Raw genomic sequence first — 17,706 nt, 5'->3', positions numbered from 1 at the left:
AGGTGGTGGAGAGAATGCTCCCGAACCATGCCAGTGAGCGGCGGCACCCCGTGCTCCTCACCGGGGCCGTGGCGGGTCTGATGCTTGTCGCGGCCGCTTGCGGCAGTTCGAGCCCGAGTTCGGGTTCGAGTCCGACCCCGAGCCCGACCGGGGCCGGCCCTGCCGTCACCGCGACCCAGAGCCCGAGCCCCGGCGGTACCTCGGCCGCGGCGACAGGATGCGAGACGGGGGGCGCGCCGGCCGTCAGCGGTTCCGGGCCGAGCGATCCGGCGGCGGCGGGCACGAGCGTCGCCGAGAACTTCTCCAAGTTCTTCAGCCCCTCGACGCCCAGCACCGAGAAGGTCGCGCTGCTGCAGAACGGCGAGCACCTGACGACCGTCCTTCAGGGCTTCGCCGGGAACCCGCTGGCGTCAAAGGCAAGCGTTACCGTGACCGCCGTAGAGTTCACCAGCCCGACGATGGCTACCGTCACCTACAACCTGTGCCAGAGCGGCACCCCCGCCCTGCCCAACGCGAAGGGCACGGCCGTGCTGGAGAACGGCACCTGGAAGGTCTCGGACACCACCCTGTGCTCCCTGGTGGCGCTGAGCAACAACGGCAAGTCTGTTCCCGGTTGTTCGTAGCGCGGCGGACCCGTGCGGCACGCGGCCGCGGCTCGGACAGCCTGCCGCGACGGCCGACCGGAACGGCGGTGGTCGACGAGCTGGTGAGGGTGCTGGACCACGTGTGAAGGCCGGCGCGCCCGGTGAAGGCCGTAGCGCTCAGCCCGGGAGGGGGCGGGCCTCGTCCGGGGCGCAGAGCTGTGCGGCCAGGTCGCCGTGGTCGGCGACGCGGGCGGCGACGTCCGTGGGGGAGAAGGCGAGGTCGGCGGGGGAGGTGCAGGACTCGACCTCCGACCAGGTGAGCGGTGCGGAGACGCCCGGGACGGGTGTGCGGGTCGCGCGGAGGGTGTACGGGGCAGAGGTCGTCTTCGACGTCGAGTTCTGCGACCAGTCCAGGAAGACCCGGCCGGTGCGCAGGGACTTGGACATGCGGGCCACCAGCAGCCTCGGGTGTGCGGCGGCCAGGCGTTCCGCCACTGCGCGGGCGTAGCCGACGACCGCGTCCGCCGCGCTCGGGAGCAGCGGGGCGTAGAGGTGGAGGCCCTTGCTGCCGGAGGTGACGGGCCAGCAGGGCAGCCCGTCCGCGGCGAGCGCCTCGCGGACGAGGACGGCTGCCGCGCAGCACTCGACGACGGTCGTGCCCTCGCCGGGGTCGAGGTCGACGACGAGGCGGTCATGGCCGTCGCGGCCGGCGGCGAGGGTCCACTGCGGGACGTGGATCTCCAAGCAGTACAGGTTGGCGGCGGCGATCAGGCTCGGGGCGTCGTCGAGGACGAGGTGCGGGCGCGGACCCTCCTTCGCCTCGATCACCTCGATCCTGACCCACTCCGGGGTCTGCGGCGGCGGGTTCTTGGCGACGAACAGCGGGCCGGTCATGCCGTCCGGCCCGCGCAGGAAGGAGGCGGGGCGATCGCGCAGGTGGGGCACCATCGCGTCGGCGACCCGGGCGTAGTAGTCGAGCATCTCCGCCTTGGTCCAGGCGGGCCACAGCACCTTGTCCAAGTGGGACAGCAGGAGGGGTCGACCGTCGACCTGCACGCGCACCTTTTGGGGCATAACGTGTCAATACCCCCCACGAGAGGTCGGCACCCCGCGAAAGGTTCACCCCATGCCTCGCAGCGTCTGGACGGGCAGCATCACGTTCGGTCTGGTCGCCGTACCGGTCAAGCTCTATCCCGCCACCGAGACGCACTCCGGTCCGGTGCTCCACCAGGTGCACCGCGAGGACGGTTCACGCGTCCGGCTCAAGCGCTTCTGCGAGGCGGAGGACCGCGAGGTCGAGTACGGCGAGATCGCACGCGGCTGGGACACGCCCGACGGCGGCGTCGTGGTGCTGACCGACGAGGACCTCGCGACCCTCCCCGTGCCCAGCAAGAAGATCATCGACGTGGTGGCCTTCCTCCCCGCCGAGCGGATCGATCCGCTGCGCTGGGACAGCCCCTACTACGTCGGTCTCGGCGACAAGGCCCCCGCCAAGCCGTACGTGCTGCTGCGCGAGGCGATGCGCGACTCGGGCCTGGTGGCCGTCACCAAGGTCACCATGCGCTCGCGCGAGTCGCTCGCGGTGCTGCGCGTCCAGGATGACCTGCTGGTGCTGCAGACCATGCGCTGGCCCGACGAGATCCGCTCGCGCGAGGGCCTCGCCCCGGAGGGGGACGCGACGCTGCGCCCGCAGGAGCTGGCGATGGCCCGCTCGCTGATGGACACCCTCTCCGAGGACTTCGACCTGGACGCCGAGAAGGACCAGTACGCGGTCGCTCTGGAGGACCTGCTGGACGCCAAGGCCCACGGCGCGACTCCGGCCCCCGCGCCGGCGGCCGAGGGCGGCGCGGAGGTCATCGACCTGATGGCCGCGCTCCGCTCCAGCGTCGCCGCCGCGAAGGCGAGCCGCGGCGAGGCAGTGCCCGGTGAGGAGGAGTCGGGCGAGGAGGAGTCGGAGGAGGGCGCGGAGGAGGCTTCGGCGCCGAAGGCGCGCAAGCGCGCCGAATCGACGAAGCGGACCGGGGAGAAGCAGACCGGCAAGGAACCGGCCGCGAAGAAGAGCACAGCGGCGAAGGCCACCGCGAGCAAGAGCACGGCGACGAAGAGCACGGCAACGAAGAGCACGGCGACGAAGAGCACGGCGAGCAAGGCCGCGACGAAGAAGGCCGCGGCCAAGAAGACCGCGTCCACCGCCCGCAAGACCGCGCCGCGGCGCGCCTCCTGAGCCGACGGCCCGTCATGTCCCGTGCCCGCACCCCCATCGCCCTCCCGGTCTCCTCGCCGATGCTGGCGACGACCGCGCCGTTGCCGCGGGACGAGGCGCACTGGGCGGCCGAGGTCAAATGGGACGGCATGCGCGTCCTCGTCTACGTCCCCGGCGACGGCAGCGTCCACGTCCGGTCCCGCACCGGCGGCGAGGCGACCGAGCGGTTCCCCGAACTCATCGCCGTGGCAGAGGCGTTGGGCGAGCAGGCCGCGGTCCTGGACGGCGAGGTGGTGGCTCTCGGCCTGAACGGTGCGCCGAGCTTCGGCGCGCTCCAGGAGCGGATGAGCCTGCGCCGCCCGTCGCAGATCCAGGCGGCACGGCACTCGACGCCCGTGACGCTGATGGTCTTCGACCTGCTCAACCTGGACGGCCACGACCTCACCCGGCTGCCCTATACCGCCCGCCGGGCGAAGCTGCTCCAGCTCCCGCTCGACCAGGAGCACGGTCCCGTGCGGACCCCGCCCGCCTGGCTCGGCGACCTCCGCTCGGCCGTGGAGTGGACGGAGGCCTACGGCATCGAGGGCATCGTCGCGAAGCGGCTCGACTCCGCCTACGAGCCGGGCCGGCGCTCGCGGGCGTGGATCAAGCACAAGCACCGCCAGAGCATGGACGTCCGGTTGGGCGGATGGCTGGCGGACGAGCGCGGACGCCTGCGCAGCGTGCTGGCAGGAGTTCCCGAGCGGGGACGGGACGGCCTCCTGCGCTACCTCGGCGCGGTGGGCTCCGGTATCGGCGTGCACGAGGGCGAGGACCTGCTGGTGCTGCTCCGGCATCTGGAGACGGACGTCTCCCCGTTCCTCGGGACGCCGGCGGATCTGGGCAGGCCGGACTCCACGGTGCACTGGGCCACGCCCGCGCTGACGGCGGAGGTCGAGTACCAGGAACTGACGGCCGGTGGGATCTTCCGGGCACCCGTGTGGAAGGGGCTCCGGGAGGTCACCCCGCAGTGAGGTCGGGCCGCGGGAGCACACCGCGTCCGCAGGCCACGGCCGCGCGTCTGGCGGCCCCGCGCGTCCTGCGGCCCACCCCGCGCGTCCTGCGCCCGACCCCGCGTCCTGCGCCCGACCCCGCGCGTCCGGTCGCTTCCCGCTGCCCGCGCTGCCCGCGCTGCCCGCGCTACCCGCGCGTGGAGACCAGCCCCGCCTCGTACGCCAGGATCACCAACTGCACCCGGTCCCGCGCGTCCAGCTTCGTCAGCAGCCGGGCCACGTGCGACTTGGCCGTCGCCACGCTGATGACCAGCGTCTCCGCGATCTCGCTGTTGCTGAGGCCGCGTCCGACCAGGGTCAGCACCTCGGCCTCGCGCTCCGTGACGCCCGCCAGTTTGCGGACCGGGGAGCCGGCGGGGCCGGAGCGGTCGGGGCGGCTGGCGAACTCCGCGATGAGGCGGCGGGTGACGCTCGGGGCGATGAGGGCGTCGCCCGCGGCGACCACGCGGATGGCGCTGAGGATCTCCTCCAGGGCCATGTCCTTGACCAGGAACCCCGAGGCGCCGGCGCGCAGCGCGCCGTAGACGTAGTCGTCGTCGTCGAAGGTGGTGAGCATCAGGACGCGCGGCGCGTCCGGCGACTCGACGATGCGGCGGGCGGCCTCGATGCCGTCCATGCCGGGCATGCGGATGTCGAGCACCGCGACGTCCGGCTTCACGCTGGCGGCCAGGGCGACGGCCTCGCCGCCGCTGCCGGCCTCGGCGACGACCTGGAGGTCCGGGTTGTCGTTGATCAGCACCCGCAGGCCCGAACGGACCAGGGGCTGGTCGTCGGCGAGCAGGATCCGGATCTCGGCGGGGGCGTCGCTCATACCGTCCTCACGTGTGTTGACCATCTCGGCACTCTTGATCATCTCAGCTCCGGTCACCCGGCGGCAGCCGTCGCCCCGGCCTGCCGGGCGGGCTCGGCCGGCCCGGCGGGCTCGGTGTGCACGGCGGGCTCGGCGGGCTCGGCGGGCGCGGTGGGCTCGGTGTGCACGGCGGGCTCGGTGTGCAGGGCGGTCTCGGCAGACTGGGCAGTCCCTGCGGGCTCGGCGGGTCGATCACCGGCCTCCTTGCCGCGCGGCAGCGGCAGGCGGGCGGCGACCCGGAAGCCGCCCTCCGGGCGCGGACCCGCGCCGAACTCACCGTGCAGCAGGCTGACCCGCTCGCGCATGCCGGTGATCCCGAACCCGGATCCGTGGGACGCGTACGGCGGCGACGCATGCGGGCCGCCGGGTGAGCCGGTGCGGCCGTCGTCCACGATCTCCAGCGCCAACTGCTCAGCCCCGTAGTCGATCGACACCCGGCAGCAGCGGGCGCCGGAGTGGCGGACCACGTTGGTGACGGCCTCCTGCACGATGCGGAACGCGGACAGGTCGATGTCGCCGGGCAGCGGACGGCGCTCGCCGTGCCAGGCGACGTCGACCCGGACGCCCGCCTCGGTCGTGGTCGCGGCGAGTTTCTCGACGTCGTCGAGACCAGGCGCGGGGGCGAGCGGGGCGAGCAGGCTGCCGGGCTCGGGATCGGCCTGACGCAGCGCCACCAGCGTGCGCCGCAGGCCGGACAGGGTCTCCCGGCTGGTCACCTCGATGGCCTGCAGGGCGGCGCGCGCCTCCTCCGGCTGGCTGTCCAGGACCCGGCTGCCGACGCCCGCCTGGATGGCGATGATGCCGATGCTGTGCGCGACCATGTCGTGCAGCTCGCGGGCGATCCGCAGGCGCTCCTCGGTGATGGCCTGCTCGGTGGCCTGCGCGCGGCTCGCGGCGGCGAAGATGCGCCGGGTGCGGATCGAGCCGCCGATCAGCTGCGCCAGCACCAGGATCAGCAGCAGCGGCAGCAGGTTGTAGATCCGGGAGAAGGTCAGGCCCTCCGCGACGCGGCCGAGTTCGTAGCCGATCAGCGTCGTGTAGGCCATCACCGCCGCCGGGGTGCTGACGCTCCGCGGCTGGGTGGCGCAGATGTAGCAGAGGGCCAACTGCGCGGGCAGCGTCTGCTGCAGGGCGAGGACCTCGACGGGGTAGTCCGCCATCGTGCTCGTGTACAGGACGAGTCCGAGCAGCAGCCCCATGCTGGTGCGCGGGTAGCGCCGCAGCAGCAGGGAGCCCAGCGCGATCCACAGGGCCACCGTCATGGGCCCCTGGTGCTCCGCGCCGTTGCGGGTGTTCAACGGATCCGGGGCCAGGTTCACCACGAAGAGGACGACCAGCAGCGTCACCATGGTCTGTGCGAGGCCCGCCCACACGCCGGAGGGCACGCGGGAGAGCAGCGGAGGACGAGGCGCGGCGGTCATGCGTCGAGCGTAACGGCGGGTCCGGGGCCCGGCATCGACCTGCGGGATTACTCCTGCGGGCTACCTCGCCCGCCCCGCGTTGCCGCCGCCGGTCCGATGCGGACGACGCCGCCCGCCCGGCACCGTGGACGGCATGATCGAAGTCCATGAGCTGACCAAGCGCTACGGGGACAAGACCGCCGTCGACGCCCTGAGCTTCACCGTCCGTCCGGGGCAGGTGACCGGCTTCCTCGGGCCCAACGGGGCCGGCAAGACCACGACCCTGCGGCTGATCCTCGGCCTGGACGCGCCCACCTCGGGAGGCGCGACGGTGAGCGGCGTGCGCTTCGCCGACCATCCGCGCGGGCTGCGGCACGTCGGCGCGCTGCTCGACGCCCACCACGTGCATCCGGGCCGCAGCGCCGAGGCCCATCTGCGGGCGCTGGCCCGCAGCAACGGCATCCCGGGCCGCCGGGTCGGCGAGGTGCTGGACGAAGTCGGCCTGACCGACGCCGCGCGACGCCGCGTCGGCGGCTTCTCGCTCGGGATGAAGCAGCGCCTCGGCATCGCCACGGCCCTGCTCGGCGACCCGCCGGTGCTGATGTTCGACGAGCCGATCAACGGCATGGACCCCGAGGGCGTGATGTGGGTGCGGAGGCTCTTCCGCCGCCTCGCGGGGGAGGGCCGCACCGTCTTCCTCTCCAGCCACCTCATGACGGAGATGGAGAACACCGCCGACGAGCTCGTCGTCATCGGCCGCGGGCGGCTCGTCGCCGCCGAGCCGCTACGGGAGTTCGCGGCGCGCTCCACCCGGCACAGCGTCCTGGTCCGCACGCCGCAGGCGGCCGAGCTGACGGCGGTGCTGGTCGCGGCCGGCGCCGAGGTCGCACCGGAGGGCCACGCGGGCGCCGAGGCCCTGCGGGTCGTCGGCCTGTCGGCCGAGCGGATCGGCGCGCTGGCCTTCGACAACCGCGTGATTCTGCACGAACTCGCGACCCGCTCAGCCTCGTTGGAGGAGGCCTTCATGGAACTGACCGCCGACCGCGTCGAGTACCTGGCAGGGCAGAGCCGATGAGCACCGTCACCTCACCCGGGCGGGCCGGGACCGCGCCGGCCCTCCCCGGCACCGCCGCCTCTGTCCGCCCCCGTTTCCTCGACCTGGTCGGCGCGGAGTGGATCAAGTTCCGGTCGCTGCGTTCGACCTGGTGGACGCTGCTTGTCGCGATCCTCGTCCCCTGGGGCGCGGCGGCCGCCGCCGCCATGGCCGACTACGACAACTGGCCCAACTACGGCCCGCTGGAGAAGGCGGCCCCGCACCTCTTCGCCGTCCACGACTCCTGGCCGCTGGAGGGCTACGTGGTCGTCATGCTGGCGGCCGGGGCGCTGGGCGCGCTGGCGATGGCCGGTGAGTACGGCAGCGGGCTGATCCGCACCACCACGGTCGCGGTCCCGGCGCGCGGCTCGGTGGTGCTGGCCAAGGCGGTCGTGCAGGCGGCGGTGTGGACGGCGGCCGGCTGGGTCTGCGCGCTCGGCTCCTACGCGATCGCCCAGGGCATCCTCAGCGGACGGCACGCCACGATCGCCCTCGGCTACGCGGGCGTGCCCCGCGCGCTGGTGGCGGCGGCGACGGTGGCGCCGGTCTGCGCGCTGGTCGGCCTCGGCATCGGCACGCTGGTGCGGCACGCGGGCGGCACGATCGGGATCCTGGCCTTCGTGGTGCTGCTGCTGCCGCAGTTCTTCTCGCAGACCAAGCAGTGGTCCGCCGACGTCCGGCACGTCTTTCCGGTCTCGGCCTTCGGCCGGCTCACCGAGGTCTGGACGGCGTCGGAGCGGCCGGGCTTCTACCCGGCGACGATCACCGGCTCCTGGCTGGACTACCTGGTCTGGCCGCTGGCCGCGGTCCTGCTCGCGGTATGGGTGGTCCGCCGCCGCGACGTCTGAGCCGCTCGGCGGCATGCCCCTAGGATCGGGGCATGTCGCTGCCCCACGCCATCCTCACCGCCCTGCTGGAGAAGCCGTCCTCCGGGCTGGAGCTGACGCGGCGGTTCGACAAGTCGATCGGCTTCTTCTGGGCCGCGACGCACCAGCAGATCTACCGGGAGCTCGGCAAGCTGGAGCAGGCCGGGCTCATCCGGGCGATCCCCGGGCCACCGGCCCAAGGGCGGCGCAAGGAGTACGAGGTGCTGCCGGAGGGGCGCGCCGAGCTCGCGGCCTGGGTCTCGCGCAGCGACCCGCCGCGGCAGCTGCGGGACCCGCTCGCGCTGCGGCTGCGCGCGGCTGCCGTCGTGGGGCTCGGCGACGTCGGCGCGGAGGTGCGTCGGCACCTGGACGCGCACACGGCGCAGCTCGACGCCTACCGCGCGATGGAGACCCGTCAGTTCCCACCGGACCGGCGGGAGACGGCGGAGGCGCGGTTGCAGCACCTGGTCCTGGAGGCCGGCATCGAGATGGAGCGGTTCTGGACCCAGTGGCTGGGCCGCGTCGACGCGGCCCTGACGGAGCTTGCCGAGGACGAAGGCGCGGAGGGCGAGGGATGACGCTCGAGTTCACCTATTCCGAGGTCGGCGCCACCCTCGACGGCGCCACCCTCGACGGCACCGGCCTCGACGGGGCCGGTCTCGCCGACACGAGCCTGCCGTCCGGTTACTCGCACCTGCGCTACCGCGTCCGCATCGGTCACGGCGACGCCGCGTTCCTGGCCGCAGCCGACGCGCTCGGGACCTTCCGGATGCACCGCCGCCTCCCCGTCGGCGTCACCGCCTCCGCGCCGCACGCCGAGGTCGGCGCGGAGGTGACGGTCACGCTGGCCGGGGTAGTGCGCGCGCCCTGCCGGATCGTGTGGGTCGTCGACGAGCCGGACCGCTACGGCTGGGCCTACGGCACCCTCACCGGCCACCCCGAGTGCGGGGAGGAGGCGTTCCTGCTCACGCGCGATCCGGACGGCGGAGTGCGGCTCGACGTCACCGCGTTCAGCCGCCCCGGTGGGCGGGTGACGCGGGCGCTCGGCGGGCTGATCCCGATCGGGCAGCGCCTCTACGCCCGCCGCTGCGGCCAGGTGCTGCGCGGGATCGCGCGCTCGGCACGCTGAACCGGCCGGGCGCTGTGGCAGGCTGAGCACCGTCGGCCGCACCACCAGGGACGGAGCAGCGATGGCACAGGGCGAGCACGGTCACGGCCAGGGCCGTGGTCATGGCCACGGGCACGGTCTTGACCACGACCCCGACCACGGTCACGGCCACGGTCACGCGCACGGGCATGGTCACGCGCACGGCGAGGACGAGGAGTTGTCGTTCGCCGCGCCCCGGCCCGGGGACCAGAAGCGGATCGACTTCGTCTGGCCGTTCGTGCGGGAGCAGCTTGCGGGCCTGGGGCCCGGCTCGGTGCTGGAGATCGGCTGCGGCGTGCTCGGCGGCTTCGTTCCGCTGCTGCGCGCCGAGGGCCACCGGGCCGTCGGCGTGGACCCGGAGGCGCCGCAGGAGCCGGGCTTCGCCCGCAGCCGCTACGAGGACTACCAGCCCGACGGCGACCAACTGCCCTACGACGCGGTGGTCGCGTGCCTCTCCCTGCACCACGTCGAGGACCTGGACGCGCTGCTCGCCTCCGTCGCCGCGCAGGTGCGGCCGGGCGGACTGCTGGTGCTGCGCGAGTGGGCCCGCGAGGAGTTCGACGAGGCCACGGCGCGCTGGTGCTTCGACCGTCTCCCCGAGGAGGCGGACGCGGACGCGACCGACGACGCGATCGACGACGGGGACGCGGGCGAGGACGCGGCGCGGACCCCGGCGTGGTGGCTGGCCGGTCACCGGGAGGGCTGGCAGGAGGCCGGGGGCAGTTGGGACGACTACTTCCAGGGCTGGGCGCAGGGCCACGGCCTGCTGAGCGGCGCGGCCATGCTGGACGCGCTGGAGCGCTCGCCCTTCGAGACGGTGCTGCTGGAGCGGGACCCGTACTTCCACACCGCGCTGGCGGACGTGACCGCCGAGCAGGAGCGCGCCGCGATCGACGCGGGCGTGATCCGGGCCAACGGCCTGCGCTACGTGGGGCGCCGCCGGCCCGCGTGACCGGCCGGGACCGGCCGACCCGTCCGGGCGTCGTGCGCGCCGGAGCCGCGTGCCCGTTGGACAGCGCCCCCGCGGGGGCAGCAGACTCGCTGGTCATGAGCGCATCCGGAGACGCAGCCATGATCGCGGCGATCGACGTCGGCGGCACGAAGATCGCAGGCGGCCTGGTCGCCCCGGACGGCACGCTGCACCACCGCGTGGAGCACCCGACGCGGGCGCGGGCCACCGACCCCGCCGAGGTGTTCCTCACGGTCGCCGAGGTCGTCGCCGAGCTCGCCGCGGACCCGCGCTGGGCGCGGGTCGACCGCCTCGGCGTGGGCAGCGCCGGGCCGGTGGACATCGTCAAGGGCACGGTCAGCCCGGTCAACATCTCCGCCTGGCGCGGCTTCCCGCTCGCCGCCGAGATCCGCGCGCTGCCGCAGGTGGCCGGCGCGCCGGTGGCGCTCGGCGGGGACGCGGTGGCGATGACCGCCGCCGAGCACTGGCGCGGGGCGGCGCGCGGCTACGCCAACGCGCTCTGCCTGGTGGTCTCCACGGGCGTCGGCGCCGGTCTGGTGCTGGACGGCCGCGTCTACTCCGGGCCCACCGGCAACGCCGGGCATCTCGGCCACATCACCGTGGACCTGGACGGCGAGCCCTGCCCGTGCGGGTCGCGCGGCTGCCTGGAACGGGTGGCCAGCGGCACCGCGATCGCCGCCTGGGCGCTGGACCAGGGCTGGCGTCCGGGCGGCGACGGCGCGACCGGGCTCGCTCCGAACGCCGCCTCCGTGGCCGAGTCCGCGCGGGCGGGCGACCCGATCGCCCTCGCCGCCTTCGACCGGGCCGCCCGCGCGCTCGCGGCCGGGATCGCGGCGACGGCGACGCTGGTCGAGCTGGACGTCGCCGTCCTCGGCGGCGGGGTGCTGCGCGCGGGCGAGCTGCTGCTCGCGCCGCTCCGCCGCCACCTGGGGTCCTACGCGACCCTGCCGTTCACCCGTCACCTCGCGGTGCGCGCGGCGGAGCTCGGCACCGACGCCGGGCTGATCGGAGCGGCGGCGCTGGCCCTCGACTGAGGTGGCCCCTGACCGAGGGGGCCGACGAGAGCCCGACGAGAGTCCGACGAGGGGCCGACGAGGGGCCGACCGGTGCGCCACCCCGGTTGTCAGTGCCTCCCACTAGAGTCGGTCGCATGGAGACGAAGGTCCACTGGGTCGACGTGCCCACTCCGCTGCCCACCGGGTCGGTGCGGGTGGCCCTGACGGAGCACGGCGTCATAGGCGCCACCTTCGGGCCCGGGGACATGCTGCAGGCGACGCGGGGCGGCGTCGTGGGTGAGCCCGCGCCGCAGGGGGACGAGCGGGCGGCGCGGGTCGCCGCCCACGTGGGGGAGTACTTCGAGGGGCGTCGCCGCGCGTTCGAGCTGCCGCTCGACTGGCGCTGGACGGACGGGGTCCAGCGGCAGGTGCTGCAGACGCTCGAGCGCTCGGTGGCGTACGGGCAGACGATCACCTACGGGCAGCTCGCCGCCCGCAGCGGTGCGTTCGAGGAGGAGGCGGAGCAGCATCTGGCGGCCCGTGCGGTGGGGCAGATCATGGGGTCGAACCCGCTCTTCCTGCTGGTGCCCTGTCATCGCGTGGTCGCCTCGGACGGCCTGGGCGGCTTCGGGGGAGGCGAGGCAGGGATGTCGGTGAAGCGCTGGCTGCTGACGCTGGAGGGCCACCTGCCGCCGATGTTGGACTGGGACGGCCCGGACGTCCCAGCCTGAAGCCGTAGCCCGCGCACAGCAGGGCGATCACGCCGAGGGCGAGGAAGGCCAGTTGGTACGCCCCGGCGGGCGGCGCGGCGGTACGCCCCGTCGCCGTGCCCAGCACGACGGCCGCGGTGACGACGGCGGGCGCGAGGGCCGTGGAGGTCTGGCGCATGACCGTGCTGAGCGTCGCGGCGTGGGCCGCGTCCGCTCGGTCGAGGGTGGTCAGGGAGGCGGCCGTCAGCGGCAGGTAGACCGCGCCCATCGACAGGCCCAGCAGGAACATGACGAGGCGGAAGGTCCACAGGCTGGTGCCCGCGCCGGTCCCGCTCGCGCACAGTTCGACGGCGGCCACGCCGAGCAGGCCCGCGCCGACCAGCGGCCCGGGGCCTACGCGGTGGTAGACGCGGCCGACGACCTGGACGGTCAGCAGGATGCCGACGGCCTCGGTGCAGGTGGCTGTGCCGGAGTCGAGCGCGCTGCGGCCCTGCAACTGCTGGACGACGAGGGGGACGAGGAACATCGCGCCGAGGAACGGCACCAGCCCGAACGCGTTGAGCACGCTGGCCCGGCGGAACATCCGGTCTTCGAACAGCCGCACGCGCAGGGCCGGTTGGCGCGCCCGCCACTGGTGCCGCACGGCCGCGGTCAGCAGCGTCGCGCCGCCGAGCAGCGCGGCCAGGACGGGCGGCGCTGCCCAGCCGAGGTCGGGTCCGGCGCAGATGCCGAACATCAGCGCGCCCAACCCGGTCCCGCTGAGCAGCAGACCGGTCAGGTCGAGCCGCCGGGTGCGGGCGGCGTCCAGCCGGTGCGCGTCGAGGAAGAGGAGCCCGAAGACGACGGCGGCGATCCCCAGCGGCAGGTTGACCAGGAAGACCCAGCGCCAGCCGAGGGTGTCCACGAGCACGCCGCCGAGCACCGGCGCCAGGGCCGGGGCCAGTTGCTGGGGGATGATCAGGAGGCGGGCGAGGCGCACCTGTTCCTGTGGGCTGAAGGTGCGGAAGAGCAGGCCCTGGCCGACGGGCATGAGCAGGCCCGCGGCCGCGCCCTGCAGCGCGCGGAAGAGCACGAGCTGCGGCAGGTCCTGGGCCAGGCCGCACAGCCCGGACGCGAGCGTGAACAGGGCGAGGCCCAGCAGCAGCGTCCGGCGGCCGCCGAAGCGCTCCAGCAGCCACGCGGAGGCGGGGACCATGATGCCCAGGCAGACGGGATACACCACGACCACGCTGTCGAGGGAGGTGGGAGAGAGCAGGAAGTGCCGGCCCAGGGAGGGGAGGGCCACGGTCGTGATGACACCGTCGACAATGACGAGGAACACCGAGGCGAGATACATGACGGGTACGGCGATGTTCTGAGCGCGCAGTGCGGTCACAGATACTGAGCCTACTCACTATGTGGGTGCTCACCAATACGGTTTTCGGTCGCACAGATCGCACAGCGAGGACGGGCGCAGATGGGCAAGCAGCGACGGCACGGCAGCAGTGACGTCCTGGTGGACGAACTCTTCGACACCACAACGGAGTTGCGCACATACGTGGAGGGCAGGCTGCGCCCGCTCGGTGCGTCGGTGGCGCGGCTGCGCGCGCTGCGGATCCTGGCGCGCGAGGGCGTCCCGCTGCGGATGCGGGACCTCAGCGAGATGCTCGGCGTCGCGCCGCGCACGACGACCGCGATCGTGGACGGGCTGGAACGCGACGGCCTGGTGCGGCGGGTCCGCCACCCCGAGGACCGGCGCGCCTTCCTGCTCACCCTCACCGAGGCGGGGTTCGGCCACCACACCGAGGCGGAGGCGGAGGACGCGCGGGCGCTGGCCGTTGCCACGGGCACGCTGACCGCGCCCGAGCGCGAGCAACTGCGCGCCCTGCTCGCCAAGATGCGTGCGGCGGTCAACCCTTCCGAGCCGCCGCGATGATCTTCTCGACGGTGTGGTGGAACCGGCCCGTGCCCTGCACGCCGAACGCCTTCTCCAGCAGCGGCACGGGGTTGGCCGGTCCCTTGCCGTCGACGACCCGGTAGAGCACGTAGGCGGTGGTCCCGTGCACGCCGACGACCTCCCAGTCGCCGCGCTTCCCGGCCTGCGGCAGCACGTCCTTCGCGAGGCGGCCGGTGGTGAACAGCAGACTGAACCGCTCGTGCGCCTCCGGCTTCGCCGTGCCGAACGGCGCGGCCGCGTAGGCCTCCTCGACCTCGGCGAGAGTGTAGAGCGCGGTCGGCACCTCGAAGCCGAACGTCGCCGCCAGGCGCTGCTCGATCTCGGCGCGAAGCGTCGCCCGGTCGGTGCGGGCGGAGGTGAAGAAGACGTTCCCGCTGGCGATGTAGGTGCGCACCGGCCCCAGACCGAGCTCGTCCAGCTCGGCCCGGAGCCGGGCCATCTCCACCTTTCGCCCGCCGACGTTGACCGCGCGCAGGAAGGCGACGTACGGGATCTGTTCAGCGCTCATGCGCCGATCGTAGGCCGCGCGCCGGCCGGTCGTCGGCAGCGCGCAGCCGACTGCCGCGCTTTCGGGGTCGGCTACCAGGCGTAGTCCTCAGGGGCCGGCTTGTGGCCGGGGAAGATCCGGTCGAGCTCGGCCAGCGTGTCCTCGTCGAGGATCAGGTCGACCGCGGCCAGCGCGGTGTCCAACTGCTCCGCCGTGCGCGGGCCGATGATCGGCGCGGTGACGACGGGCTGGTGCAGCAGCCAGGCGAGGGCGACCGTGCCCGGCTCCGTGCCGAGCTTGTCGCACAGCTCCTCCCACTGCCGCAGCCGCGCCACCTGGCCCGGGTCCAGGTTCTTCAGCCGCTCCGCGCTGCGGGCTCCGCTCTCGCTCCGCGCCTCCTTGCGCAGCACGCCGCCGAGCAGGCCGCCCTGGAGCGGGGACCACGCGATCAGGCCGAGCCCGTGGTGCTGCGCCGCGGGCAACACCTCCAGCTCGACCGTCCGCTGCATCAGGTTGTAGTAGGACTGCTCGGCCACCAGGCCCAGGTTGTTCCGCCGGGCGGCCGCGCCCTGCGCGGTGGCGATGTGCCAGCCGGCGAAGTTGCTGCTGCCGACGTAGAGGATCTTGCCCTGCTGGACCAGGACCTCCATCGCCTGCCAGATCTCGTCCCAGGGCGCGGCCCGGTCGACGTGGTGCATCTGGTAGAGGTCGATGTGGTCGGTGCCCAGCCGCCTCAGGCTCGCCTCGCAGGCGCGGCGGATGTTGAGCGCCGAGAGCCGCCCGTCGTTGGGCCAGCTGCCCTCCGTCCCGGGGGTCGGCATCGCGCCGTAGACCTTGGTGGCCAGCACGGTCCGCTCGCGGCGGCCGCCGCCCTTGGCGAACCAGCTGCCGATGATCTCTTCGGTGCGGCCCTTGCCCGCCTGCTGACCGTAGACGTTCGCGGTGTCGAAGAAGTTGACGCCGCGCTCGAGGGCCGTGTCCATGATCGCGTGGGCCGGCGCCTCCTCGGTGCGCGGGCCGAAGTTCATCGTGCCGAGGCAGAGCCGGGAGACCGACAGGCCGGTGCGGCCGAGTGAGGTGTAGTCCATGCGGCTACCCTTGCCCGGCCGCGCGATCTTGTCGAGAGCGCCTCGCCTGTCGCGTGCGCCTCGCTCGCCGAGTGCGCCTCGCCTGTCGAGGGAGCCCTGTCGCGGGCGGTCTCAGCGGACCAGGACGTCGACGGCGCCCGAGACGCGGTCCAGCCGGCCCGCGCCGTTCGGGCTGCTCTTGGCCAGCAGCCGCGCCCGGAACTCGATCCGCCCGAAGGACGTCGCCCGGACCGTCCGCCCGTAGGAGGTCCACGGTCGGGCGGCGCAGCCGAGCGCGAACCAGCCGCCGTTGCCGATCCGCTCGTCGAGACAGACGTAGGTGTAGCGCGCCGAGTCGTCCCCGCCGGTCCCGGTGACCTGCACGTTCTGCCCTATCCGCACCACCCGTGACCCCACCTGCACGTAGGCGCCGGACTTGGCGAAGGCCGTTCCGGACAGGGCGGTGCAGCTGAGCACGGCGGAGGCGAGTCCGGCGAGGGCGAGATTGCGGACACGCAGGACGGATCGGTTCGGCATACGGATTCCCCCCGAGGGCAGCCGGACATTCAAGAGCCGGACATTCATGCGCGAATTTACGCAGAGCTTACGCATGCGAGGACGCAGGAGTGCGCACAACCGTTCCCATGCGTCCGTCGGGAGGATGAAGTGTCGGTGCGCTGATCGGATGGTCGGTCCCGCCGTCGGCCGCTCGGGTAGACTCGGGGTGATCGAAGGGGAGTAGCCCCGACCGGACCGTCGACATACTGGCGGGCTTCACGGCCCGCCCGGCGCCCGGGGCACGAGCCGTGTCAGCGGCCCGCGTCGGCGAGACCTTCGGCCGCAGCAGTCGTACCCACACCACGTGTTCGCACTGGCTGCCGCGCCGAAGCGTCCACGAGGTGGGCTCCGAGGCCGGCGCCACCCGATCCTGAGGACCACCCTTCCGTGAACAGCTTCGCCGTCTTCGGCATCACCTTCGGCGTCATCTTCCTGGCCGAGCTCCCGGACAAGACGGCGCTGGCCAGCCTCGTCCTCGGGACGCGCTACCGCAGCTCCTACGTCTTCGCCGGCGTCGCCGCCGCCATGGCCGTCCAGGTCTCCCTCGCCCTGGTGGCCGGCCGGCTGTTGTCCCTGCTGCCGCACCGCGCGCTGGAGGCGGTGGTCGGCGGCCTGTTCGTCCTCGGCGCGGTGATGCTGCTGCTCCACAAGGAGGACGACGAGGAGGAGGGCACCGAGGGCCGCACCCCCCGCTCCGACAGCTTCTGGCGCGTGGCGGGCGCGAGCTTCGCGGTGATCGCGATCGCCGAGTTCGGCGATCTGACGCAGATCGCGACGGCGAACCTCGCCGCCAAGTACGGCGACTGGCTCGCCGTCGGCCTCGGCAGCTGGCTGGCGCTGTGCGCGGTCGGCGGCCTGGCGATCCTGGGCGGACAGAAGCTGATGCAGCGGGTGCCGCTGCACGTCATCCAGCGCTGCGCCGCAGTGATCATGCTGGTGCTGGCGGGGATCAGCATCGCCAACGCGATCACCGGGTGACGGGCTGTCGCCCCCGCCCTGCCGCCCTTCTCTGCCGCCCGCCCCTGCCGCCCCTGGGTCAGCCGTTCCCGCCCCCGCCGCCGTTGCCCGCAAGCACCTGGGCCATCATGGCCTGGGTGTTCGGGCCGTAGACGCCGTCCGGGTCGCCCTGGACGCCGTACCAGCTCTGGAACGTGCTGACGTCCTGCGCCGTGCGGTCGTCGTAGACGCCCGTCGGCCTGCGGTGGTCGATGTGAACCTGGCGCAGGTCCTGCTGGAGGGCGCTCACGGCCGGGCCGGTCGAGCCCGGGCCCAGCGAGTCCGACTGTGTCGCCAACGGGGACGGCGAGCTGGAGGGTGCGGCCGAGGGCGAGGGGGACCGGCTCGCCGTCGGCGAGGGCCGCTTGCTCGGGGTCGGTGAGGGCGTCGGCTTCGGCGCGTGGCTGGGTGAGGCGCTGGGCGACGCCGACCTGCTCGCGGACGCCGTCGGGGAGGCGCTGGCCGGGTCCGTCGACGGCGCCGCGGCCTGTGCGACGGGAGCGCCGGAGGGGCGGGTCAGCAGTGCCGCCCCGGTGCCGATCAGGACGAGCGCGATCGCTCCGCCTGTCAGGACCAGCGCCTTTCCGCCCCGTGCGCCCGCCGCCCGGCGTCGACCGGACGGGGCGGCCGAGCGGCGGCGCGGCGAGTCCGCTGCGCCGTTCCCGCTGCCGCCGCCGGGAGCGGGAACGCGCGGCGCGGCCACCGGGGCGGACGGAGCGGCGGCCGCGACCGGCGGGGGCACCGGGGGGGGGTCCGGGTCGGGCGCCCCGAACCCCGGGGCGTTCGTGGGGG

19 protein-coding genes and 2 pseudogenes are annotated in these 17,706 nt (G+C 73.9%); 13 read left to right on the top strand and 8 right to left on the bottom strand.

Annotated elements, in window-relative coordinates; translation table 11 throughout:
• The first annotated feature begins 14 nt into the window (after nt 1-14).
• Nucleotides 15-623: an MTB12 C-terminal domain-containing protein gene (locus TR48_RS11600; RefSeq protein ID WP_042365971.1), complete on the top strand. Its 609-nt coding sequence runs from the start codon at nt 15-17 to the stop codon at nt 621-623.
• Nucleotides 624-761: 138 nt separating this feature from the next.
• On the opposite strand, the gene ligD (TR48_RS11595) is transcribed toward TR48_RS11600, so the two are convergent.
• Nucleotides 762-1,646, bottom strand: coding sequence for a non-homologous end-joining DNA ligase (gene ligD, locus TR48_RS11595; RefSeq protein WP_369405572.1), 885 nt, complete (start codon nt 1,644-1,646; stop codon nt 762-764).
• A 64-nt stretch (nt 1,647-1,710) separates the two neighbouring features.
• Here ligD (TR48_RS11595) and ku point away from each other — a divergent pair, with 64 nt between their 5' ends.
• Nucleotides 1,711-2,808: a non-homologous end joining protein Ku gene (gene ku, locus TR48_RS11590; protein WP_042365969.1), complete on the top strand. Its 1,098-nt coding sequence runs from the start codon at nt 1,711-1,713 to the stop codon at nt 2,806-2,808.
• Between the two features lie 14 nt (nt 2,809-2,822).
• Nucleotides 2,823-3,800, top strand: a complete 978-nt coding sequence (gene ligD, locus TR48_RS11585; protein ID WP_042365968.1) for a non-homologous end-joining DNA ligase — start codon at nt 2,823-2,825, stop codon at nt 3,798-3,800.
• A 166-nt stretch (nt 3,801-3,966) separates the two neighbouring features.
• Here the strand turns inward: ligD (TR48_RS11585) and TR48_RS11580 are convergent, their stop codons facing one another.
• Nucleotides 3,967-4,650 (bottom strand): response regulator, encoded by a 684-nt coding sequence (locus TR48_RS11580; protein WP_042366025.1) that lies wholly within the window; start codon nt 4,648-4,650, stop codon nt 3,967-3,969.
• A gap of 53 nt (nt 4,651-4,703) precedes the next feature.
• On the bottom strand, nt 4,704-6,110 hold the full coding sequence (locus TR48_RS11575) for a sensor histidine kinase (protein WP_052442588.1): 1,407 nt from the start codon (nt 6,108-6,110) through the stop codon (nt 4,704-4,706).
• Between the two features lie 133 nt (nt 6,111-6,243).
• Here TR48_RS11575 and TR48_RS11570 point away from each other — a divergent pair, with 133 nt between their 5' ends.
• From TR48_RS11570 to TR48_RS40300, 7 genes and pseudogenes are all read left to right on the top strand, one after another.
• On the top strand, nt 6,244-7,164 hold the full coding sequence (locus TR48_RS11570; protein ID WP_042366023.1) for an ABC transporter ATP-binding protein: 921 nt from the start codon (nt 6,244-6,246) through the stop codon (nt 7,162-7,164).
• Nucleotides 7,161-8,030, top strand: a complete 870-nt coding sequence (locus TR48_RS11565) for an ABC transporter permease subunit (protein ID WP_052442587.1) — start codon at nt 7,161-7,163, stop codon at nt 8,028-8,030. The genes TR48_RS11570 and TR48_RS11565 overlap by 4 nt, the downstream gene beginning before the upstream one ends.
• A gap of 32 nt (nt 8,031-8,062) precedes the next feature.
• Nucleotides 8,063-8,626: a PadR family transcriptional regulator gene (locus tag TR48_RS11560; protein WP_042365967.1), complete on the top strand. Its 564-nt coding sequence runs from the start codon at nt 8,063-8,065 to the stop codon at nt 8,624-8,626.
• Complete coding sequence (locus TR48_RS11555; protein WP_084729230.1) at nt 8,623-9,177, top strand: DUF1990 domain-containing protein; 555 nt, start codon at nt 8,623-8,625, stop codon at nt 9,175-9,177. The genes TR48_RS11560 and TR48_RS11555 overlap by 4 nt, the downstream gene beginning before the upstream one ends.
• Nucleotides 9,178-9,238: 61 nt before the next feature.
• Nucleotides 9,239-10,147 (top strand): class I SAM-dependent methyltransferase, encoded by a 909-nt coding sequence (locus TR48_RS11550; protein ID WP_042365966.1) that lies wholly within the window; start codon nt 9,239-9,241, stop codon nt 10,145-10,147.
• 95 nt (nt 10,148-10,242) lie between these two features.
• Nucleotides 10,243-11,199, top strand: coding sequence for an ROK family protein (locus TR48_RS11545; RefSeq protein WP_174501689.1), 957 nt, complete (start codon nt 10,243-10,245; stop codon nt 11,197-11,199).
• Between the two features lie 116 nt (nt 11,200-11,315).
• A pseudogene (locus TR48_RS40300) lies at nt 11,316-11,783 on the top strand (methylated-DNA--[protein]-cysteine S-methyltransferase); the annotation flags it as partial.
• Here TR48_RS40300 and TR48_RS11540 read toward each other — a convergent pair.
• On the bottom strand, nt 11,716-13,245 hold the full coding sequence (locus TR48_RS11540; protein WP_063770966.1) for a DHA2 family efflux MFS transporter permease subunit: 1,530 nt from the start codon (nt 13,243-13,245) through the stop codon (nt 11,716-11,718). The pseudogene TR48_RS40300 and the gene TR48_RS11540 sit on opposite strands and share 68 nt — an antisense overlap.
• Before the next feature lie 81 nt (nt 13,246-13,326).
• On the opposite strand from TR48_RS11540, the gene TR48_RS11535 reads away from it, so the two are divergent.
• Nucleotides 13,327-13,785, top strand: coding sequence for a MarR family winged helix-turn-helix transcriptional regulator (locus TR48_RS11535; protein WP_042365964.1), 459 nt, complete (start codon nt 13,327-13,329; stop codon nt 13,783-13,785).
• Here TR48_RS11535 and TR48_RS11530 read toward each other — a convergent pair.
• The 3 genes from TR48_RS11530 to TR48_RS38795 form a co-directional block, all read right to left on the bottom strand.
• Complete coding sequence (locus TR48_RS11530) at nt 13,760-14,314, bottom strand: DUF1697 domain-containing protein (RefSeq protein ID WP_052442586.1); 555 nt, start codon at nt 14,312-14,314, stop codon at nt 13,760-13,762. The genes TR48_RS11535 and TR48_RS11530 overlap by 26 nt on opposite strands.
• Nucleotides 14,315-14,385: 71 nt before the next feature.
• Nucleotides 14,386-15,381, bottom strand: coding sequence for an aldo/keto reductase (locus TR48_RS11525; protein ID WP_042365963.1), 996 nt, complete (start codon nt 15,379-15,381; stop codon nt 14,386-14,388).
• 111 nt (nt 15,382-15,492) lie between these two features.
• Nucleotides 15,493-15,897: a hypothetical protein gene (locus TR48_RS38795; protein WP_052442585.1), complete on the bottom strand. Its 405-nt coding sequence runs from the start codon at nt 15,895-15,897 to the stop codon at nt 15,493-15,495.
• A gap of 408 nt (nt 15,898-16,305) precedes the next feature.
• Between TR48_RS38795 and TR48_RS11515 the strand changes: the two genes are divergently transcribed.
• Nucleotides 16,306-16,896, top strand: coding sequence for a TMEM165/GDT1 family protein (locus TR48_RS11515; protein ID WP_042365962.1), 591 nt, complete (start codon nt 16,306-16,308; stop codon nt 16,894-16,896).
• A gap of 58 nt (nt 16,897-16,954) precedes the next feature.
• Here TR48_RS11515 and TR48_RS43125 read toward each other — a convergent pair whose 3' ends face one another.
• On the bottom strand, nt 16,955-17,164 hold the full coding sequence (locus tag TR48_RS43125; protein WP_161789812.1) for a peptidoglycan-binding domain-containing protein: 210 nt from the start codon (nt 17,162-17,164) through the stop codon (nt 16,955-16,957).
• A gap of 115 nt (nt 17,165-17,279) precedes the next feature.
• Here TR48_RS43125 and TR48_RS45405 point away from each other — a divergent pair.
• A pseudogene (locus TR48_RS45405) lies at nt 17,280-17,706 on the top strand (hypothetical protein); the annotation flags it as partial.

The organism is Streptacidiphilus neutrinimicus, from assembly GCF_000787815.1.
Taxonomy (GTDB): domain Bacteria; phylum Actinomycetota; class Actinomycetes; order Streptomycetales; family Streptomycetaceae; genus Streptacidiphilus; species Streptacidiphilus neutrinimicus.
The sequence above is the reverse complement of the archived record's forward strand: the minus strand, read 5'-3'. Positions and strand labels throughout refer to the sequence as shown.